This window comes from Vibrio ishigakensis, from assembly GCF_024347675.1.
GTDB lineage: Bacteria > Pseudomonadota > Gammaproteobacteria > Enterobacterales > Vibrionaceae > Vibrio > Vibrio ishigakensis.
Genome location: NZ_AP024881.1, coordinates 1,671,186 through 1,690,961, shown reverse-complemented (window position 1 = coordinate 1,690,961; position 19,776 = coordinate 1,671,186). Strand labels below are relative to the sequence as shown.

At 48.1% G+C, this 19,776-nt stretch carries 14 protein-coding genes; 5 read left to right on the top strand and 9 right to left on the bottom strand.

Features of this window, described 5'->3' with window-relative positions; translation table 11 throughout:
- Positions 1-74: 74 nt before the first annotated feature.
- Entirely contained in the window at positions 75-2,036 is a 1,962-nt protein-coding gene (cpdB, locus tag Pcarn_RS07610) for a 2',3'-cyclic-nucleotide 2'-phosphodiesterase (RefSeq protein ID WP_261833267.1), read from the bottom strand.
- A 120-nt stretch (positions 2,037-2,156) separates the two neighbouring features.
- Positions 2,157-3,056, bottom strand: a complete 900-nt coding sequence (locus Pcarn_RS07605) for a pyridoxal-phosphate dependent enzyme (RefSeq protein ID WP_261833266.1) — start codon at positions 3,054-3,056, stop codon at positions 2,157-2,159.
- Between the two features lie 60 nt (positions 3,057-3,116).
- On the opposite strand from Pcarn_RS07605, the gene Pcarn_RS07600 reads away from it, so the two are divergent.
- Positions 3,117-3,509: a GtrA family protein gene (locus Pcarn_RS07600; RefSeq protein ID WP_261833265.1), complete on the top strand. Its 393-nt coding sequence runs from the start codon at positions 3,117-3,119 to the stop codon at positions 3,507-3,509.
- Positions 3,510-3,543: 34 nt separating this feature from the next.
- On the opposite strand, the gene Pcarn_RS07595 is transcribed toward Pcarn_RS07600, so the two are convergent.
- The 4 genes from Pcarn_RS07595 to Pcarn_RS07580 all read right to left on the bottom strand — a co-directional run bounded on the left by Pcarn_RS07595 (position 3,544) and on the right by Pcarn_RS07580 (position 11,294).
- The gene (locus Pcarn_RS07595; protein WP_261833264.1) at positions 3,544-4,923 is read right to left on the bottom strand and encodes a peptide MFS transporter; all 1,380 of its coding nucleotides are present in this window, start codon (positions 4,921-4,923) and stop codon (positions 3,544-3,546) included.
- 617 nt (positions 4,924-5,540) lie between these two features.
- Positions 5,541-6,758, bottom strand: coding sequence for a serine/threonine transporter SstT (gene sstT / locus Pcarn_RS07590; protein ID WP_390904416.1), 1,218 nt, complete (start codon positions 6,756-6,758; stop codon positions 5,541-5,543).
- Between the two features lie 369 nt (positions 6,759-7,127).
- On the bottom strand, positions 7,128-10,211 hold the full coding sequence (locus tag Pcarn_RS07585; RefSeq protein WP_261833263.1) for an efflux RND transporter permease subunit: 3,084 nt from the start codon (positions 10,209-10,211) through the stop codon (positions 7,128-7,130).
- Between the two features lie 9 nt (positions 10,212-10,220).
- The gene (locus Pcarn_RS07580; RefSeq protein ID WP_390904415.1) at positions 10,221-11,294 is read right to left on the bottom strand and encodes an efflux RND transporter periplasmic adaptor subunit; all 1,074 of its coding nucleotides are present in this window, start codon (positions 11,292-11,294) and stop codon (positions 10,221-10,223) included.
- Between the two features lie 120 nt (positions 11,295-11,414).
- On the opposite strand from Pcarn_RS07580, the gene Pcarn_RS07575 reads away from it, so the two are divergent.
- From Pcarn_RS07575 to Pcarn_RS07565, 3 genes are all read left to right on the top strand, one after another.
- Positions 11,415-12,011 (top strand): TetR/AcrR family transcriptional regulator, encoded by a 597-nt coding sequence (locus tag Pcarn_RS07575; RefSeq protein WP_261833262.1) that lies wholly within the window; start codon positions 11,415-11,417, stop codon positions 12,009-12,011.
- Positions 12,012-12,191: 180 nt separating this feature from the next.
- Complete coding sequence (locus Pcarn_RS07570) at positions 12,192-13,769, top strand: peptide ABC transporter substrate-binding protein (protein ID WP_261835654.1); 1,578 nt, start codon at positions 12,192-12,194, stop codon at positions 13,767-13,769.
- On the top strand, positions 13,766-13,918 hold the full coding sequence (locus tag Pcarn_RS07565) for a DUF2256 domain-containing protein (RefSeq protein WP_261833261.1): 153 nt from the start codon (positions 13,766-13,768) through the stop codon (positions 13,916-13,918). Before Pcarn_RS07570 ends, Pcarn_RS07565 begins: the two co-directional genes overlap by 4 nt.
- Here the strand turns inward: Pcarn_RS07565 and Pcarn_RS07560 are convergent.
- The 3 genes from Pcarn_RS07560 to Pcarn_RS07550 all read right to left on the bottom strand — a co-directional run bounded on the left by Pcarn_RS07560 (position 13,905) and on the right by Pcarn_RS07550 (position 16,760).
- Positions 13,905-14,627, bottom strand: coding sequence for an SDR family NAD(P)-dependent oxidoreductase (locus Pcarn_RS07560; protein WP_261833260.1), 723 nt, complete (start codon positions 14,625-14,627; stop codon positions 13,905-13,907). The genes Pcarn_RS07565 and Pcarn_RS07560 overlap by 14 nt on opposite strands.
- A complete protein-coding gene (locus tag Pcarn_RS07555; RefSeq protein ID WP_261833259.1) occupies positions 14,618-15,907 on the bottom strand; it encodes a DASH family cryptochrome in 1,290 nt (429 codons plus the stop codon). The genes Pcarn_RS07560 and Pcarn_RS07555 overlap by 10 nt, the downstream gene beginning before the upstream one ends.
- Before the next feature lie 64 nt (positions 15,908-15,971).
- Entirely contained in the window at positions 15,972-16,760 is a 789-nt protein-coding gene (locus tag Pcarn_RS07550) for a lipase family protein (protein ID WP_261833258.1), read from the bottom strand.
- Between the two features lie 237 nt (positions 16,761-16,997).
- Here Pcarn_RS07550 and Pcarn_RS07545 point away from each other — a divergent pair, with 237 nt between their 5' ends.
- A complete protein-coding gene (locus Pcarn_RS07545) occupies positions 16,998-19,472 on the top strand; it encodes an MMPL family transporter (protein ID WP_261833257.1) in 2,475 nt (824 codons plus the stop codon).
- Positions 19,473-19,776: the final 304 nt, after the last annotated feature.

The window sequence follows — 19,776 nt, the reverse complement described above, 5'->3', positions numbered from 1 at the left end:
GACGCACCTAGAACTGAAAGCTGACAGCTTGTAGCTTACAGCTAAAAAAAAGACCCCTTCCGGGGTCTTTTTTCTTACTTACTCAAATCAATCTGATAAATCGCGAAACCACTTTCGTCTGTGTCTACACGTTTCATTGGGTATTGACCCTTGTCAGCGATGAACTCAGCTGCTTTGTCACTAGGAGCTGTCTCGAAGCGGATATCTAGCTTGGTATCGCTTGAGATTGGAGCAAAGCGCCAGTTGTTGTCTGCACTTGGGGTTACTTCACCTTTCTCTTTGCTCACCTCTGAGATGTAGTTCGCTAGGACGGTGCGGTTTTCATCTGGAGATTCGAACGCGATGAAGTCAGCACCTGTGCCCGGGAATTTAGCGCTGAAGGCGCGGTAGTTGTTGGTTGCGATAATAAACTCTTGTTTAGGATCGATAGGCTTACCTTGATAGGTTAGGCCCTTGATACGTTGAGAGTCTTTGTTCACTATCTGACATTCGCCGTTGTACTTCGCAGGCTGGGTCACGTCAATTTGGTATTCAACACCATCCATCACATCAAAGTTGTATGTGCGGAAGTTATCCCAATCGATAAGAGATTGAGGCTTGTCGCTGTTTACGTCGATTTGGTTGAATTGACCTGCACTACACTCAAGCCACTCTTGTACTTCGTGACCGGTTACGCGCATTGCTACTAAGGTATTTGGATAAAGGTAAAGATCGGCTGCGTTACGGAAGGTAAGCTGTCCTGATTCAACCTCGGTGAAGTTGTTTGGATCATTCTTACGACCACCCACTTTGAACGGTGCTGCCGCTGAAAGTACAGGGATGCCGTCTAGATCTGGGTCGCCTTGGATAAAACGCTCGACGTAAGCTTTTTGTGCAAGGTTAACGATCTGAATTGTTGGGTCATCCTGCACTAGCGCAAGGAAGCTGTACATTACATCGTTAGCTTTACCGATAGGCTGGTTAACAAACTCTCGAGTGCCGTCGTGGTCTTCTTTAACTGCTTTCACCATTTCTTGGTCAGGTTCAGCTAGAGACTTGTTGTTAGCGGTGTCAAAGATAGGGCGCGCGTCAGCTTCGCCGTCGGTTACAACCCAGCTGCCATCTTTTTGCGATAGAGTCAGGTCCATAACACCCACATGGCTACCCCAACGACCTGGCATAACTGCGGTCACGCCATTGATGGTGCCTTTCTCGTTATCAACGCCTTGGATTGCTTCAAAGCCTTTGCCAGGGAATACTGCGTGTGAGTGACCGAATGCGATAGCATCGATACCTTTCACTTCTGATAGATAGTAAACCGAGTTTTCAGCATCTAGCTTATATGGGTCGGTGGATAGGCCAGAGTGAGGTATAGCAACAATCACATCAGCGCCTTCTTTTTTCATCTGAGGAACCAGCTTTTTGGCTGTCTCAGTAATGTCAGCAGTAGTTACACGACCTTCAAGGTGCTTCTTATCCCATACCATGATTTGTGGCGGTACGAAGCCGATGTAACCCACCTTGATGGTGTGCTCTTCGCCATTCACATCTTTAACTGTGTGCTCTTTGATGATGTATTGTTTAAACAGCGGATCACCGGTTTTCGCATCAAATACGTTGGCACTGATGTAAGGGAAGTTGGCATCGTTGATGCTTTCAAATAGGAACTCAAGACCGTAGTTGAACTCGTGGTTACCTATGTTACCTACATCGTAATCAAGCAGGTTCATTGCCTTGTAAACAGGGTGTACTTCGCTTGGCTTGATGCCCTTTGAAGCCATGTAATCGCCCATTGGGCTGCCCTGAATTAGGTCACCATTGTCCACAAGAACGCTATTCTCTACCTCAGCGCGTGCTTCTTTAACTAGCGTCGCAGCGCGGGTCAGGCCGATCTTTTGAGATGGCGAGTCCTTGTAGTAGTCGTAATCCATAATGTTGGTATGGATGTCGGTGGTTTCGATAATACGAAGTTTGATGGTGTCAGCCAGAGCTGGGTTTGCCATGCCTAGAAGGCCACCCAAAACGGCGATAGAAATTGGTTTTAGTGAGGTTTTCATAATAAAAATTCACGGAAAAGGATTGACCTGACAAATGTAGCAAAATGTAACGCAAACGCAGTCTGGTTTTGCTTTTTCCTGTGAACTCAGCGAGCTAAATAAAATATCGCTATGTATTTATTATGCTTTTTGTGTTTGGCCAAATTTTCTTTGATAGCGCGGTAGCATGGTCTCATTACCCAAAATTCCACCTTGATGAAGATAGAGTAATTCTTTGCCTGAATTGTTCTCTAGCCAAGGAAGCAAGCATTCCCACATATACGGGTCATACAGAAGGTCAAACTCTACTAAGGTAGAGTCAAACAGCTCCTGCCATAGGCGATATTCGTTTTCATACAGCTTACCGAAATGGTGCTTATAGTCGGCCTGCAGGATAGTTGGAGTATCGGTTGCTCCGAGTTCTTGCCACTGTTTTTTTAGATAGGACTTACCACCTACACAAGAGCAGGTGATGACTGGAATATTGTGTCTTTGTAGATGCTTGTGCAGAAATAAGGCTGTGGTGCCAGTACCTGAGGGTAGGGCAACCACAAATTGTTTGTCGCTGCGAAAGCGAGTCCAGTGCACTATCTCTTGAGCCAAGCCCTTGATGCCATATTCTGAAATCTGCGCACGGCCACCCTCCGGTAAAACCAAGCAGTTCTCTTCTGGCTTTCTGACTGATTCGATGAAATCGAGCGGATGCATATCGCGACACTCGATGATCTCAGCACCAAGCTCCATCGCACCGCGATAGTTGCCGCTTGGGTTCTCTTTGAGCCACTCCGGAATGCGGTGCACATAGAATTCAAGCCTCCACTTTTTAACGCGGCATAGAGCAGCTAGTGAGTAAAGAGAGTTGGCTTGAACTGAGCCGTAACAGATCAAGGTATCGATTCCAGGCTGCGCTTCTTGCAGTAACTGCATAAATTTTCGAGCTTTATTGCCGGAAAAATGTTGATGCAATTGGTCATCGCGTTTTAAATAAAACGTGAGGTCGCGAAAATGGTGCTGGGTAACTGGGCTGGATTCGAGTTTCATATTGGTTACGGATAAATCAGAGCCGGCACATATTAGTGCAATGGAAAAGGGATGCAAAGGATGCGAAGACAGTTTTTTCGATTTGCAGTAGTGGGTGGCGTTGGCTTTGTGGTGGACATTTCGGTGTTCAGTCTCTGCCTGTATGCGATGAATATGCCGACTACCTTATCGCGTGTGGTTGCCTTTCTTGTCGCGGTTGGTGTTACTTGGTTAGGTAACCGTATCTACACCTTTGGTAGCAGTGCCGATGTTTGGCCTCAGCTAAAGCGTTTTGCTATCTCCGCTTTTATTTCAATGGTGCCTAACTTTTTGGTATTCCATCTAGTGCTTGCCCATTTGGGTGAAAACGTAATTACCCATATGCTAGCTTTCGTATTGGGCGTTGCCACTGGCCTTTGTAGTAACTTTGCCTTAAATACCTTTTGGGTATTCAAAGAAAAATCCCCCAGCTAGGCTAGGGGACTTCAATCAGATATAGACTTTTAGATTAAGCAGTTTGTGGTTTGCCTGCTTCTTCTTCAACCTCAGCCTTAGATTCCGCACCGTGCATCCAGTGCACAAGCTTGTTCGACATCAGAAGCAGTAGAACCGCTGAGATAGTCGCTGCTGCTGCGATACCACCGAAGATAGACATAGCGCCAAGGTCACCTACGTGAGAACCAATCAGGCCTGCTACATAGTTTGCGATAGCGTTGAAGCCGAACCATGCACCCATCATTAGAGATGACAGACGAAGCGGCGCTAGCTTAGTTACCATAGATAGACCGATTGGAGACAGGCATAGCTCACCAAGGGTGTGAAAGAAGAACGCGCCTACTAGCCAAAGCATAGAGGTCTTAACCGTTGCGTCACCGCCTTGCTGTAGTACTGCGCCAATCATGAATAGGAAGCCCACGGCTAGGAAGAAAAGACCCAGTGCAAACTTCACTGGTGAGGTCGGCTCTTTAGGACCAAGTTTCACCCATACCGCGGCTAGCAAGGGTGCTAGAACCATGATGAAAAACGGGTTAAGAGACTGGAACCATGCCGCTGGTACTTCGAAGCTACCAATCATACGGTCAGTGTACTGCTGGGTGTAGATGTTCATTAGACCGCCAGCTTGCTCGAAGCCTGCCCAGAATACGATTACGAATAGACCCATCACTAGGATAACCTTCATGCGGTCCACTTCTTCTTTTGTGAGAGGTGCTTTCGCTTTTGCTTTACGACGCTCATCGCGCTTAGCTGCGGGTTCAACACCAATGTTGCCAAGCCAAGAGTTTGCTAGGGTTAGCTGAAGTACGATACTCAGTACCATGCCGATACCCGCTGCTAGGAAACCTGCATTCCAACCGAAGTTGTTTGCAACAGAGCCAGCTACAACACCTGCGATTAGCGCACCAAGGTTGATACCCATATAGAAGATGGTGAATGCACCGTCACGACGGTTGTCGCCTTCTTCGTATAGATCACCCACCATGGTAGAGATGTTTGGCTTAAATAGACCGTTACCTAGGATAAGTAGGCTCAAACCTAGATAGAAAGAGGTGTGCACATCAACACCGAACGCGCCCGGTGGTAGTGCTAGAGAGAATTGGCCCAGTGCCATTAGGATGCCACCGATCATGACTGATTTTCGTTGGCCTAGATAGTTATCAGCAATCCAACCACCAATCATTGGGGTTACATACACAAGACCTGTGTAGATGCCGTAGAGATCAAGTGCGTCCTTGGTACTCCAACCTAGACCTCCATTCATAGTGGTATCTGTTAGGTAAAGTACTAGGATTGCACGCATAGCGTAGTAGGAGAATCGTTCCCACAGTTCAGTACTGAAAAGTAAAAAGAGCCCACGTGGGTGGCCCATAATAGTTTTTTGATTAGTCATAGTTGTGTTTGTATCAGATGTTTTTATTAGAAATCGCGGGCTTTGCCCGAGGTGCTGCGAAGAAAAGGCTCAAGGCAAACACTGTCTCCCCCCAGGGATGACTTGGGATAGATATACCTATGAAATGAATTGTTATCAATTGTCACAAAATACTGCACTTGAGAGGGTTGACGAGATTAACCCCTTGTTTTAACAGGTGTGAATAGTGATTCATCGGGTGAAAAATGCGTGCCAGAAACTTACATTGCATTTTTGCAGATTAAGAGTTGAGCGTTTTATGCGGCTATTTGCAGATATGTGTTTAAGGCTTAATCGGGCGTGAAGAGGGAAGGGTTTTCGACGGAGGGCACTATGCTGGCAAGGTATAAACATGGTGGAGTTGCATCGAATCGATTGGATTAATAAAGACCCCGGCTTAGAGCCTGCCGGGGTGACGTCTTTTTTCTATTCATCAGCAGGGGTTGAACTGCTACGAAAAGTATTTCGTCATTCCCGACGGATGGCATAGCCATTCGAGCGGGAATCTTCTGAACAAAGAAAGCCGAAAAGACCCTGAACACTAGCCAATAAAAAAGCCTGCACAAGGCAGGCTCTCGTAGCAAAGGTTAGATTAGCGCTTACGCTAGCTCTTTAGCATGCTCTGAGCGACATACCGCAGCGGTGAATACCACGTCGGTTGAGCTGTTCAGTGCTGTCTCAGCAGAGTCTTGGATAACGCCGATGATAAAGCCAACACCTACTACCTGCATCGCCACCTCGTTTGGAATACCGAATAGGCTACATGCTAGAGGGATAAGCAGTAGTGAACCGCCAGCAACGCCAGATGCGCCACACGCCGATACCGCTGCAACCACACTTAGAAGTACCGCTGTTAAGAAGTCTACTTGAATGCCTAGGGTATGAACCGCCGCTAGAGTCAGTACGGTAATGGTAATTGCCGCGCCGCCCATGTTGATGGTTGCGCCTAGAGGGATAGATACCGAGTAGGTGTCTTCATCAAGGTCTAGCTTCTCACACAGCGCCATGTTCACTGGGATGTTAGCCGCACTTGAGCGAGTGAAGAAGGCGGTTACGCCACTCTCACGTAGACACTGAAGAACTAGAGGGTAAGGGTTTTGCTTAGTCTTGTAGTAAACGATAGCTGGGTTAATCACTAGGGCAATGATTGCCATTGCACTTAGCAGTACAAACAGTAGGTTTGCATAGCCAAATAGGGCTTCAAAGCCAGTAGTTGCAAAGGTAGAAGCAACAAGACCGAAGATACCAAACGGTGCTAGGCGAATGATGAAGCGAACAATGGTCGAAACGCCGTGGCTCAGGTCTTCAAATACCGCTTTAGTGGTCGCAGATGCGTGGTGTAGAGCCAGACCTAGACCGATACCCCAAGCAAGGATACCGATGTAGTTCGCGCTCATCAGTGCGTTAACTGGGTTATCTACCACTTTGAATAGAAGCGTATGTAGAACCTCGGCAATGCCTTGTGGTGGCGTTGCGCCTGTTGCGCTTTCAACCAGAACTAGATTGGTTGGGAAAGCAAAGCTTAGACCAACTGCGGTCAGGGCTGCTAGGAAAGTACCAATCAGATACAGCACCACGATTGGGCGCATATAGGTGTGTTGGTTTTTCTTTTGGTTTGCGATGGAGGCTGCAACGAGAATGAATACCAGAATGGGAGCCACAGCTTTAAGAGCGCCTACAAATAGGCCACCAAGAAGACCGACCTTAACCGCCGCATCAGGTGCGACTGTAGCCAGTACGCCACCGGCAAGGATACCGGCGAGGATCTGCATTACCAGGTTGCCCTTGGCCATGCGTGCTAGGAGAGTGTTTTGCATAATTGTCTGTCCGTGATTGCAAGTGTCGTTAAAACGAACCTGCTATTTGTAATAGTTGTGTTTGTTTTATGAAACTGGGATAGGGTACTTTTATGAATATAAATGTCTACACTTAAGGGCTTGGCTAGATATAAATGATTGCGTAATCATACAAGTGCAACCAATTACACTGGCTGACTTTGTGCAATCAATACCTGTTTATGGGGTAAAGTTTAGTCAATTGGATGGTTTGGGCTGTGCTGTGACCTAGCTGTTCACAAGTGTATGTATCCAAATTGGGTACGCAACCATTGAGGCGAAATTTAAGTTTCTATTACTTATAGGATGCAGTGTCAGGCTGTTTATGCACAGCCTGACACATTAGAGGGCCTAGCTTGCGGTTTGAGCCTGAAGCCTTTTCTTACTTGGCTTCATGAACAAGCGGAAGCTTGCTGGAACGAAATAGAAAGAGATTAGGGTCGTGAGTGTAGTACCACCTGCGATAGCCACTGCAAATGGAGGCCAGAAGCCACCACCGGCAATGATTAACGGCATAAAGCCCCCTACGGTGGTGATGGTGGTAGAGGTGATATGACGAGTACAATTCATCACTGCCTCTAAGATGGCGTCTTGATCGCCAAGCATAGCCTTAGGACTTGCTTTAAGTTCAGCCAAGATAACGATAGCAGCGTTGATAGCAAGACCTATAATACCTAGCATGGCGATGATTACGGTGAAGCCAAACGGATAGTTAAATAGGTATACCGAGAGCAAGCCAAGACCTGAAGCCAATCCAGCTACGCTGAAGATGATGCTACTTAGTCTAAAGGAGTTAAAAGACACCACTACCACTAAGATCATCAGCACGATCACCATCGACATATTGCCTACTAGGCTATTTACCGACTCATCTCGCTCGGCAGATTCACCCCCGAACTCGATACGATAGCCGGTCGGCAGTTGGTACTTAGCAAGGTTCTCTTGGAATGCATTTAGCGCCGTTTGAGGCAACACACCTGCTTGGATATAACCCTCGATAGTATTGACGCGTTCACCGTTTCGACGAGGTATGGCGCCGCGACTCGGAGTAAGCTCAAGGCTAGCAAGGGTGGAGATATTCACCCCTGTAGTGTAGGTCTCAGAGGCGATAGGCAGTCTTAAATTACTGAGGCTATCTAAATTCTCACGTTCGCTGTCGCCTACACGCACTCGCACAGGTACAGATTCGCTGCCCTCGATAATACTGCCACTCTCCCGGCCAACTAAGGTGGCCTGCAGCAGGTTAGCAAACTGGCTAAGGGTGATGCCACTAAGCTGGGCTGTATCCTCATCCACCTTTAACCACACCTTAGGGGTACCAGGCTGTAGGGTTTCTCTGGTATGGGTGACATATGGGGTGTTAGCCAAAATAAGGCGTATATCTTCGCCTATGGCTTTTAGTCTATCTAGGTTTTCACCGTAAACACGAAGCTCTATTGGTGCATTAAAAGGAGGACCTTGCTCGAGCTTGCGCACTAAGATCTGCGCATTGGGCACTGCGCTGTTTAACTGCTCCTGAAGCTTAGGGATAATCTCGTTAGCGCTAGAGAAATGGTCGGTTTTGACCATAGCTTGAGTGAAATAAGGGGCGCGGTTATCCGTTACTATCAGGTTGTAGTAAAAGGATGGGAAGTTAGCGCCAACCAGCCAGTCTATGCGCTCGATACCATCATATTCACGCACCAGTTCATCAACCTTCATCGCGGTGTCTTGCGAGGCAAAGATGCTCGCTTGAGGAGGCAGATAGACTCGGATCTCAAACATATCTCTATCTGATGGCGGGAAGAATTGCTCGGTTAGCTGTGAAGCGCTCCAAAAACCAGTGAGCGGAACCAGCATTACTAAAGCTATGGCTATTAGTGGGCGCTTGATAGCAAAGCGCACTGACGCAGAAAAAGCCCGCGTTAGTGGCGGAATCGACAGCCCTGTTTGATACCAAGCGTTTGAACTGGTGTGGCTTGGTAGGAACCTCGCCGAAAAGCCGGCGATTATGGTGTGTGAGATAAGATAGGAGCCTGCCAATGAGAAAGATACGGTAATCGCGATTGCGCCCACAAATTCCCCAGTTGCGCCCGGCGAAAGAAAGATAGGCGCAAAGGCTAGGATAGTGGTTAGGGTAGAGCCGAGTAGCGGTACCCATAGGTGTTTCACCGCTTTAACCGCTGACTCTAGTTTTTCCATTCCCTTCAGTCGGTAGCTCTGTATGGTATCCACCATAACTACGGCGTTATCAACCATAATACCCAGCGCTACTATGAGTCCGGTGACCGACATCTGATTAATGGGTATGCCGGTAAACTTCATTAGAAGCAGGGTGAGCATAGAGGTTAGTGGTAGGGCAATTGCCACCATTATGGCAGCTCTCAGGCCCAGCGTGATTAGCAGTACTACCAAGATGATACTAAAACCCAAGATCAGGCTTTTACTCAGATCAACTAGGCGAGTCTCGGTATAACCCTGCTGACTGAACAGCACATTGACCTTGATGTTGCTTGGAACCTCGGCCTGATAACGCTCGATAAGATCCATGGCACGTTCGGTCCACTTATCGACACGTAACGAGGGTAGCATACGCGCCGCAACAATAACCCCAGGTTCTCCATCGATGATGGCTATTTGTTCCGCCGGCTGTTTGTAAGACCTATGCACGGTAGCGATATCATCAAGTCGGGTCATGTGCCCTTGAGGGTCGATACTAATTGGCACCTGACGAATTCGTTCAAGTGAGTCCAGATCTGATGACACCTCTAGGCCGAATCGGGTATAGCCATTAACCAACTCACCGGCGGAGTTTTTCGCATCTGCCCCTTCTAGAGCCGTTGCAATATTGGTGCTTGAACGACCCAGAGCCACCACGCTTGGAGTATCTAGGCTCACTAGTATCTCTTCTTCAGGCATGCCATATTCATCCACAAACTCAGTGCCTGACAGGGCGCGAAGGCGTGAAGCGAGCTCTTTGGAGTACCGACCAAGAGTCAAAATATCGGAGTGGGAGTTACCCTCCCAAGTGAGAGCCGTGATGATGGTAAAGGCGTAGGTATGGTCACTGTCGAGCTCTGGTGGCATAGCGCCTTGGGGCAGAAGAGGCATCAAATCGGTGATCTTATCTCGCGCTTTCGACCATACCGGCTCAGGCTCAGTGATATTGTCGTTAAGCTCAAGAGTAACAATTGAGACACCGGGCCTAGAGGTAGAGGTAATCAGTTTTACCTCTGCCAGCTCGCGAAGTTTGTTCTCAACCACTTCGGTAACCAAGGCCTCAACGCGCTCGGCGCTGGCTCCGGGAAAGGAGGTGGTGATGTTGGCAAAGCGGTTACTGATAATTGGGTCTTCTGCACGTGGCAGATTATTAAAGGCTGAGAATCCGCTCACTATGATAAAAGCGGTGATCAGTATCAGCAGTCGGCTGTTGGCTATGATGGAGTCGATTTTCATGTTCGCTCCTTAGTCCAGTTTTGGCTGAACGCGCTGACCGGGAACCACTCGATGCAGTCCGTTTGAGATAAGCATCTCATCTGCGCTTATCGCTCCCTGAACAAAGGCGGCTTGATTGTCGGCATACAGCACCTGCACGCTGCGACGCTCAACTATGTTCTGCTCGGTAACCACAAACACATTCCAAACCCCGCGAAGCCCATCGGTCAGAGAAGAGTTCGGGATCCAGAATCCAGATTCAGAAATTTGCTCTGGGTATCTAAGGTAGGCAAGTTGTCCATCCAAAACCTTGGCCGATTCGGGTAGTAGATATCTAAGACCTAGACTGCGGGTATTCAAATCTACCCTAGCGCCGGGGTTGAGCAGTTTTACCGGATACAGGTTATCGCCAACGCGTATCTCTGGCGTATTAAGCTCGTTGATCTTAGCTAGCTGAGCGCTCGGAATGCCGATAAAGACCTCTTTGTCCTGCTCGGCTAGTAGAGTCAGAGTAGGGGTGCCCATGCCAACAACGTCGCCAAGAGAGACAAAGCGTTGACTCACCGTACCTGCATACGGCGCTTTGATGGTGGATTTGTTTATCTTGAGTTGGTTTGCACGCAAGGCGGCGTTAACCCGCAGTGCATTGGCCTCTAATACGCCTTGTTGGCTGGTAAGGGAGTCAATCTCAGCTTCAGCACTGAAGCCTTTCGCTTTCAAGGATTGTTGACGCTTTAGGTTAGCTGCGACCAGTTTAAGTTGCGCTTTTATTTCGTTTTGCTGTGCACGAAGCTGTTTGGCCTCGGTAGCGAGAAGTTGAGTATCTAGGCGGATAAGGGCATCACCCTGATTCACTCTATCGCCGACATCCACCATGATGTTCGATACCTTGCCTGCAAGCTCGAAACCAAGCTGTGCCTGCTGGCCGGCGCGCACTGTGCCCACGTATTCGCGCATGACTTGATAGTGTTCGCTCTGAACCAAAGAGTGAGTTTCAACGGATAGGATAGGTTCTGGAGCAGCGAGTTGGGCTTCACTGCTGTCACATCCAGTGAGCAGTACCATGGCCAACATAATCGGGCTGAGGCGAAGTAACGACATCATGACTTCCTTGAGAGTTTCATTGCATATTATAAATTAAAAACCAATCAAACTAGACTGTCCAGTTTGATTGTGTTAAAAGTTAGTTACATCACAGATTTTGTACGAGTGGAAGGCGAGCAAATGAGTAGTCGTAGTGAGAAAAAACGCGCTCAAATTTTAGAAGCTGCGGGTCAACTGTTTAATGAACAGGGTTATGGGGTAAGCATGGATAGCGTGGCTAAACTGGCCAATGTGTCTAAACAAACCGTTTATGCCCACTTCAAAACCAAAGACATACTGTTCGAGACCTGCATCCAGTCAAAATGTGTTGCTAACCAGATTGATGAAAACTCTTTTAATGCTGACGCGCCACTACGACAGGCTCTGGTAGGCTTTGGTATTCGTTTTCAAGAGATGTTGATGGAGCCTGTGGTACATCAAACCTTTCGCAATGCGGTGAGCCAGTTAGAGACTCACCCTCAACTTGCGGAGATCTACCTTCAGTCGGGACCTAAACGCACCACACAGGTGTTAGGGGAGTTCCTCGAACTTAAACAGCAAAAAGGCGAGCTTAAACTGACACTCTCTGCTGAAGACTCGGCAATGCAACTGCTGTTAATGTTCCATGGTCGGGCAGTCTATTGGGGTCTTCTAGGTGGAGATTCAAAGGAGAGTGAGGCTCAGCGTCACGCTTATATCGATGATTGCGTAGATCTTTTCTTAGCTCGAAACACCTAGCTTGAAACTGATGCGAAACTTCTTGCTTAACCTTGTTCATAAAAAGACTGATAGACCCAGAAATGTGAGCTAATACAGCTAATCATTCTCGATTTTTAACTCGAATATGTAACAATATTTTCCTGAACAGAACCTCAAGGAAGATAGATGAAACGCTTTGGACTAACCGCACTGGCAATCATGTGCGCGACCGCCTTTTCCAGTCAGGCGAGCGAGTTTGAAGGAGTAACCCTAGCCAAGGAGCAGGAGTTAGTGCGCGGCAACGATGCCGAAGCAGCGACTCTGAACCCACTGCAGGCAGAGGGCATGCCAGAGATGCATGTGATTCGTGATCTGTTTGAGGGCTTGGTTATCCAAGATGAATTTGGCAATGTCATTCCTGGTACGGCTGAGCGTTGGTCTAATCAAGACAATCAGGTGTACACCTTCTATCTTCGACAGGATGCAAAGTGGTCCAATGGTGACCCTGTCACAGCTGACGATTTTATCTATAGTCTGCGTCGAGCGGTCGATCCTAAAACGGCCTCTCCCAATTCTTGGTATCTAAAGCTTACTGAGATTAAAAACGCTCAAGCCATTATCGAGGGCAAGGCATCCCCTGAAAGCCTTGGCGTTGAAGCGATAGACGATCACACCCTAAGATTCACACTTAATAAACCCGTACCCTATTTCTTGGCGATGACCGGGCATACCGTGATGATGCCAATACATCAAAAGAGTGTAGAAGCGCACCCGAAAGATTGGGCCAAGCCCGGAAACCTAGTATCGAATGGGGCTTTTACCCTGAACAACTGGGTAGTGAATGAATACATAGAACTGGTACCAAACAAAAACTATTGGGATGCCAAGGACACGCATCTGAGTAAGGTTACCTATATCCCGTTTGAGAATCAGTTAGCAGCGGTGAATCGATATCGCGCGGGCGAGGTGGATATCACCTCTGATGTGCCGGCGCAGATGGGGATCAAACTTAAAAAAGAGATGCCTGAGGCGTATCAGGTTTCGCCACTTCTCTGCACCTACTACTATGCGTTTAATACAAAGAAGCCACCTTTGGATGACCCTAAGGTGCGCCAAGCGCTCTCTTATTCCATCATGCGTGATGTGATCACCCAAGGCATCACTAATAGCGGAAATGTGCCTGCGTTTACCTTTACCCACAAAGACGTGGCGGGCTTTAGTGCTACACAGCCAAATTATGCCACCTTAAGTCAGATGGAGCGTGATAAAAAGGCGCAAATGCTGACGGGCAACTTGGCTCTAGAGCAAAGCAAACCACTGCACCTTTTATATAACACTAGTGAGAGCCACAAGGTAATCGCGACTGGCGTTGCCTCGATGTGGCATAAGACGCTAGATCTGGATGTTGAGCTAGAAAACCAAGAATGGAAGGCATATTTGGAAGCTCGAAAGAGTGGCGACTTTGATGTGCTACGCGCCTCTTGGTGTGGCGATTACAATGAGCCTTCTACGTTTCTTTCTCTGTTTACCACAGGCAATGATAGAAACTATGCCTTCTACTCAAACCCTGAGTATGACGATCTGCTAAATCGAGCCCAGCATGAAACCGATACGCAAAAGCGCATGGCTTTATACGATAAGGCCGAGACTATTTTGAGTGAAGATATGCCGATAGCGCCGATCTTTTACTATATGCAGGCGCGCTTGGTTAGACCTAACGTTGGAGGAGTGCCCCTTCATAATGCGGAAGGACGTATCTACTCTAAAGACTTGTATATTAAGAAGCTGAATCCATGATCAAAAAGGGTGACCTACCAAGCAAGAACTGTAAGGTGTGTGGACGCCCATTTAATTGGCGTAAAAAATGGCAGGACTGTTGGGATGAGGTGCAGTACTGCTCAGAGCGCTGTCGTCGAAACAAGAGAAAGGCAATTACCAAGGGATAGGCCGGCCCTTAAAGTCCATGAAACCGCCCGAGTCTTCTAGGGTGAGGTTCGCTATCTGGGTAAACAGATGTTCTGCACCCTGCTCAGCGCTCATCAGTTGACCGTCTGGTAGGTTGCGTTGGAATGGTCTCGATAGCTCGGTGTCTGTGGTGCCAGGATGCAGCGCCATCACTGCAATGTCTCTATTCATTCGTTGCCATTCAAGATGGAGCGTTTTGATCGCCATATTGAGCGCAGTTTTCGATGCGCGATAACTGTACCAACCGCCAAGACGGTTATCTCCAATGCTACCCACCCGCGCAGAGAGAGTGACTAATTTGGCGTAAGTTTGCGGATTGGTCGAGTTGGGCATCAGTTTGTCTTGGAAATACTTCGCAAGTAGCAGTGTAGGCAAGGTGTTGCGCTTGATGTTGTCCATGAAGAAGTCTGAGTCGAGCTGTCTGATGCTTTTCTCGGGGCCATGGTGTTTGCAGTGCAAAATCCCTACGCAATTGATGAGCCAATCCACTTGCTCAAATTGGTGACTAAAGGTCTCTATTTGGTCTTCCTTGGTAAGGTCGAGCTGATGCCAATTGACCTTACCGCCGTTAATATCCGGATGTCTGTTGAGGTACGTGGCCTCTATCTGGGTTGATGGGAGCATGTCAGCGCAGCGCCTTAAAAGCGCATTCCCTATGCCACCACCTGCTCCAATCAAGACTATCCGCATTTTCTTTCCTCTCTATCCAGGTCATCGGACTCCGTCCAGAAGTCGATGAATTCGCGCTCTGGGTCGTACATTTGGGTTTGTTTTTCTAGGTCAAAGCGTCTTACGGGTTTTGCATCAGCGCCAACACCGGCGATGTATTGCCAGTTACCCCAGTTTGAGCCCACGTCATAGTCGATGAGGTTGTGCTCAAAGTAGAGCGCCCCTAAACGCCAATCCAAACCCAACTCGTGAATCAAACAGCTGGCAACCAGTTGTCTGCCTCGGTTAGACATAAAGCCGGTGTGATTGAGCTGGTTCATACAGGCATCAACGATGTCATAGCCAGTATTGCCTGAGCACCAGTTTTCAAAGACTCTCTCATCTTGACCCCAGTCTCGCTCGTTTTCTTTCAAACCCGATGATTTAAATAGGTCTCTGCCATGCCAATGAGCATACCAATGGAAGAATTCGCGCCAAAGAAGTTCGAATTTAATCCAGTAGGTTGAGTCATTTTCACCGTGATGGGCTTCGTGATTGTTAACTTCATACCACACTTGGCGCGGGGACAGGTTACCCTGGGCCAGCCACGGCGACATCTTGGTTGAGTTGTCCCATCCATCTAGCTCGTTTCGAACTAGCTTGTAGGTCTGAGGACGTTGAGAGTCGAAGTAGCTCTCAAGATGCGCTTTTGCCTGCGCTTCACCACCATTGAAGTGGTAGAAAATAGAGGCGTTGACCTCGGATAGCATGCAGACACGCGGAATAGCTAGATCAATGTGTTGCGGAAGAGCATCTGGTGAGGGCAGTGGGCGAACGACGGCAAGGTTTTCAACTCGTTTTCTAAATTGAGTGAAGGTTTTTGGTAGCCTTTCCTTGCTAAATGGCAATTGGCCTTCGTGAAACAGAGACAGCGAGTAAGCGGTGTGAAGTTCTAAATCGAAGAGCTCCATTAAGTGCTGAAGCGCTTCTTTTTCATAGTCACCTGGATGGAAGGCTCGGTATAGGTCCGTCACATTCTGGCTTTTGATTATGCCTGCTAGCTCTGTAAGGTCGCATGGTTTGTACAAGACCTGCTCCAAACTCGCCAAAGACTGAGCGAGATTCGCCGCAGACTGATGCTCAAATCGCTTGTTGTGCTCCGAGCGACCGAATCCCATTTCAGAATCCTGCCCGCTTATTCTCTGGTATGGAAGGTATACGCAGATGAGACTTTCTACGTCTCGCGCTGCGCGGATGAGTAGGTTGTTGTCTTCAATTCGACAATCTGCCCCACACCAAATAAGTCCTATGCGCTTTTTCATTTTTGCTTTCCACTGCTCGTTTGCACTGTTTAACTTTACGCACCAACAACAGACAGCGATCAGACTATCTGTCATCAAAGAAGTCTTTATTTCGTATGTACTTACTCATCAGGTGATAGGAGAAGGGACGTATCAGCCAGCTAACAATAGAGCGTCCGAAACGTATTGCAGTAGGCGTATTTTCGTAGATGCGACCGTTATACAGCCACAGCATCTTGCCCACGTGCCAGTAGGCAAGGGGAACAGGTGGCAAGAAGGTGACGATATCCAGATCGCAACAGACGCGATAGGTGCGGTGAGAGAGGGTGTAGCGTTTCTTAAAATGCCAATTTCCTACAGCAGGCTGACCAAAGGTGACAATGCGTTTTATGGATTTTGGATGTCTTTGTTCAAGATAATCACCTAGGATGCAACCTATAGCACCACCGGAGGAGTGACCGGTAATAGCGACCCGCATACCCTGTTCTATTAGTGGCTCGACGATATCGACAATCCGTTCGAATACCGACTGGCCGAGTTTGTCTGATTTGTGAGACGGTGGGCTTTCTTGGGACAATAGATAGTGGAACCCCGCATGAATGGAATAATCGAGCTGCCATTTGTGGCAACCTCGTTGCCAGAAGGCTAGGGTTAATAGCCAGTCTTTGACGCTGTGGGAGCCCTTTAATACCACAATGACTTCGCTCCGACTCTTGGTCCATAAGATGCGTGCCATGATCTTGCCTTGCACGTTTCGTACAACCCTTTGTCCATTCGGGTCAAAGCCAAAAGCGGTCTGTTTGAACACGCGGGGATAGGCGAGGCGACATAACACCGCGTAACGCTCATACTGGTAGCGCTTTAAGCTTTTCATTAGGGTTTGTTGACCTTTTGAGTTCGTTTTTGTAGCGAGTTGTTGGGCTTTTACACAAGGCAGACAAACATGCAGCGAGTGGGAAAATTCAGTGTGCAGGGGATAAGTGAAGGTTATATGACTCTTTTGCTAACGAAATTTGAAACTCAGATCATTGCACTCGTTGCCGTTGCGCACTAGGATTTGCTGTTCAATAATTTCCGCGCTTTTATTCGTTTCTATTTGAGGCTCAGGTCTTTGCAAGCTTTCACCAATATCATCATCCGTTTCCCAAAACTTTTGGCCCTGTTACTTATCTTAGTTACAGCAGGTGCCGCCTATTATGGCAAGACTCACTTTGCGATGAACGCCGACCTCAGTGACCTTGTGAAGCAACAAGGGGAGTGGCGTGACAATCTAGATGCCGTAGAGAAAGAGTTCCCTGAGTCAGGAAACGTGGTAGTGGTGATCTCGGGCGAGGATAGCCTAGCTAATGCCAAAGTAACCGAAGAGCTCGCACATGCCTTTGAAAAGCAGTCGCTGTTCAGTGAGGTGTTTGCCCCCTCTACTTATGACTGGTTTGAAAAATATGGGCTGGGATTCTTGTCTAAAAGCGAGTTTGAGGATCTGAAACAGAGTCTGTCACTAGTATTGCCGGATCTCATGGTATCGGCTCAATATCAGAGTATCGAGCCTTATCTAGGTGGTTTAGATGAAAAACTTAGCTCCAATGAACTGAGCGCGGAAGAGGCCACGACACTCTTGCAACCTCTAGTCGAAGCTCTTAATCAACAAAATGTCGATTGGCAGGAAGTCTTATTCTCTAATGTGGAGAAGCCAAAAGGGTATGTGATCAACTTGAACGCCCACCCGGACTTTAACGCCACTGAGCCAAATAAACTCATTATGCAAACGGTGCATGACACCATAGAGCAGGCGGATGTAGCCAACGGTGTTCAGGTTCGAGTGACAGGGCAAACCGCGCTGGATTACGATGAGATACAAGATGCAAATGAGAGTGTCGCTCTGGCGGGTACGGTTTCGCTGGTAAGCCTAATTGCCATTTTGGCCATAGGTATCCGCTCTTTGCGCATTATTCTAGCCAGCTATCTGGCGGTGATAGTGGGCTTGGTATGGACCTTTGCCACAGGTCTTCTGCTGGTGGGTGCGTTTAATACCATCTCCATCGTGTTTATGGTGATTTTTATTGGCCTTGGGGTCGATTTTGCGGTGCATCTCAGTCTGCATATCTACGAGCAGAGACTCAAGGGCTATGATAACGATGAGAGCTTGAAGCTCTCTATCTTGCACTGTATTTCACCTTTAGGCCTGTGCGCACTCTCTTCTGCTATCGGCTTTTTGAGCTTCTACCCAACGGCTTATACCGGACTAGGAGAGCTTGGCATTATCTCGGCCGCTGGCATGGTTCTTGGTTTGCTCGCTACCTTCCTAATTATTCCGATTTTCTTCCAGTTTTTTGGCTATCCGAAGGTTAAGGTTGCTAATGCTAAACGTAGCAAACTAGCGCTGGATCTGAGTGAGTTTATTGCTCGTCGTCATAGTAGAATTATCGTCTTAACCTTGTTTGGTGCCGTGGTAACTGGCGTTGTTGCGAGTAAATTCCAATTTGATTTCTCGACTCTGGTACTAAAAAACAAGCGTTCGGAGTCTGTCGAGACCCTGCAATGGCTGCAAGACAACAAGCTGGGTTCGAGTTATCAACTGTTTGCGGTTGCAGATGACGAGAAACAGGCACTAGATTGGCAAGCAAAGCTTGAGACCATGCCTGAGGTGACCAATACCGTGAGCGCAATGAGCTTTATGCCGACGGACTTTGATGCTCGAGTAGCGGAGTTGAGAGAAAGTGCCACGCCAGATCCAAGTCAGATCTCAACCCTATCGCTGGATGCCTTTTTAGATAAATATGGCTCTCATCTGTCGCTACTAGGCTGGAATGGTGAGCGAGATATCCCGCAAAGCCAGTTGCTGGGGTATTTGACCGCAGAGCTGCCAGACCTTTCAGGACAAAGCGAGGTGGTAGCGCCTACGGTTGCTGACTTGCCAGACTCTATCTTTGATAACTACATCTCAGCCAATGGTAAATGGCTGGTGTCAGTGACGCCATCTGGCGATATGCGTGACGTGTCTGAATTGAACGCCTTTATCTCAGCGGTGCAAAGTGTGGTGCCTGATGCGACCGGTCGTGCAGTGGCTGAGCAGCAGGTGGGTAAGATCATTGTTAAGGCGTTCTATACCGCTATAGCTATCTCTTTGGCAGGTATTACCGTGATCCTACTTTTCAGCGTGCGCTATAAGCTGGATATCATCTTTATCTTTATACCTCTTCTTCTGACCACAACCACGACCCTAGCCATAGCGCATTGGTTTGGTCAGTCCCTCAATATGGCCAACATCATAGTAGTGCCGCTTATCTTTGGCCTAGGGGTGGATAACGGCATCCATATCGTGAAGCGTTTTAGACACGAGCAGACTATTACTCGTTTCTTCTCTTCATCGACGCCTAAGGCAACGCTGATTAGCTGCTTAACCACCATTGCAACCTTTGGCGCTTTGACGCTGGCAGAGCATCAAGGCATGCACTCTATCGGGTTCTTGCTAACGGTGGCGTTGACCGCTGTACTCTGCTTTAGCCTACTTATTTTGCCTGCGTTCTTGCATCGATTTGAGCCTACCCACCATGAGCCTAATCGAGCTTGGGCTGGAGACGAGTAAGCGGTTTAGCAATAAAAAGGTTCATCGTAGATTAGGGGGGGCGTGAAAATTCCTTCTGAGTCAGTCACTTCCTCCGAGCGATTGATTCACAAGGCCGCGGTGAACCCATCCGTGGGCGCTTGACGCTCGCCTCCCTGCGAGCGACACCTTGCTCCATCAATCACTCTCCAGGAGTTGCATCATTGGGAACCCCAGATTAGTAAGTCTCAAAGTCATTGCTGATATCTCGGAGTTGTGAGCGGCAGGCTGTGGTGCAGGGCAAGTGTTTGAGGCATGGATGCCGAAATCAAGCCTACAGGGAGGT

Bases quoted from the DNA above. Each gene is read 5' to 3' on its own strand.
- Pcarn_RS07595 (WP_261833264.1), bottom strand. From the start codon at position 4,923: ATGACTAATCAAAAAACTATTATGGGCCACCCACGTGGGCTCTTTTTA.
- Pcarn_RS07550 (WP_261833258.1), bottom strand. From the start codon at position 16,760: ATGAAAAGCTTAAAGCGCTACCAGTATGAGCGTTACGCGGTGTTATGT.
- Pcarn_RS07570 (WP_261835654.1), top strand. From the start codon at position 12,192: ATGTGCGCGACCGCCTTTTCCAGTCAGGCGAGCGAGTTTGAAGGAGTA.
- Pcarn_RS07605 (WP_261833266.1), bottom strand. From the start codon at position 3,056: ATGAAACTCGAATCCAGCCCAGTTACCCAGCACCATTTTCGCGACCTC.
- Pcarn_RS07560 (WP_261833260.1), bottom strand. From the start codon at position 14,627: ATGCGGATAGTCTTGATTGGAGCAGGTGGTGGCATAGGGAATGCGCTT.
- Pcarn_RS07585 (WP_261833263.1), bottom strand. From the start codon at position 10,211: ATGAAAATCGACTCCATCATAGCCAACAGCCGACTGCTGATACTGATC.
- Pcarn_RS07600 (WP_261833265.1), top strand. From the start codon at position 3,117: ATGCGAAGACAGTTTTTTCGATTTGCAGTAGTGGGTGGCGTTGGCTTT.
- sstT (WP_390904416.1), bottom strand. From the start codon at position 6,758: ATGCAAAACACTCTCCTAGCACGCATGGCCAAGGGCAACCTGGTAATG.
- Pcarn_RS07565 (WP_261833261.1), top strand. From the start codon at position 13,766: ATGATCAAAAAGGGTGACCTACCAAGCAAGAACTGTAAGGTGTGTGGA.
- cpdB (WP_261833267.1), bottom strand. From the start codon at position 2,036: ATGAAAACCTCACTAAAACCAATTTCTATCGCCGTTTTGGGTGGCCTT.
- Pcarn_RS07575 (WP_261833262.1), top strand. From the start codon at position 11,415: ATGAGTAGTCGTAGTGAGAAAAAACGCGCTCAAATTTTAGAAGCTGCG.
- Pcarn_RS07580 (WP_390904415.1), bottom strand. From the start codon at position 11,294: ATGATGTCGTTACTTCGCCTCAGCCCGATTATGTTGGCCATGGTACTG.
- Pcarn_RS07555 (WP_261833259.1), bottom strand. From the start codon at position 15,907: ATGAAAAAGCGCATAGGACTTATTTGGTGTGGGGCAGATTGTCGAATT.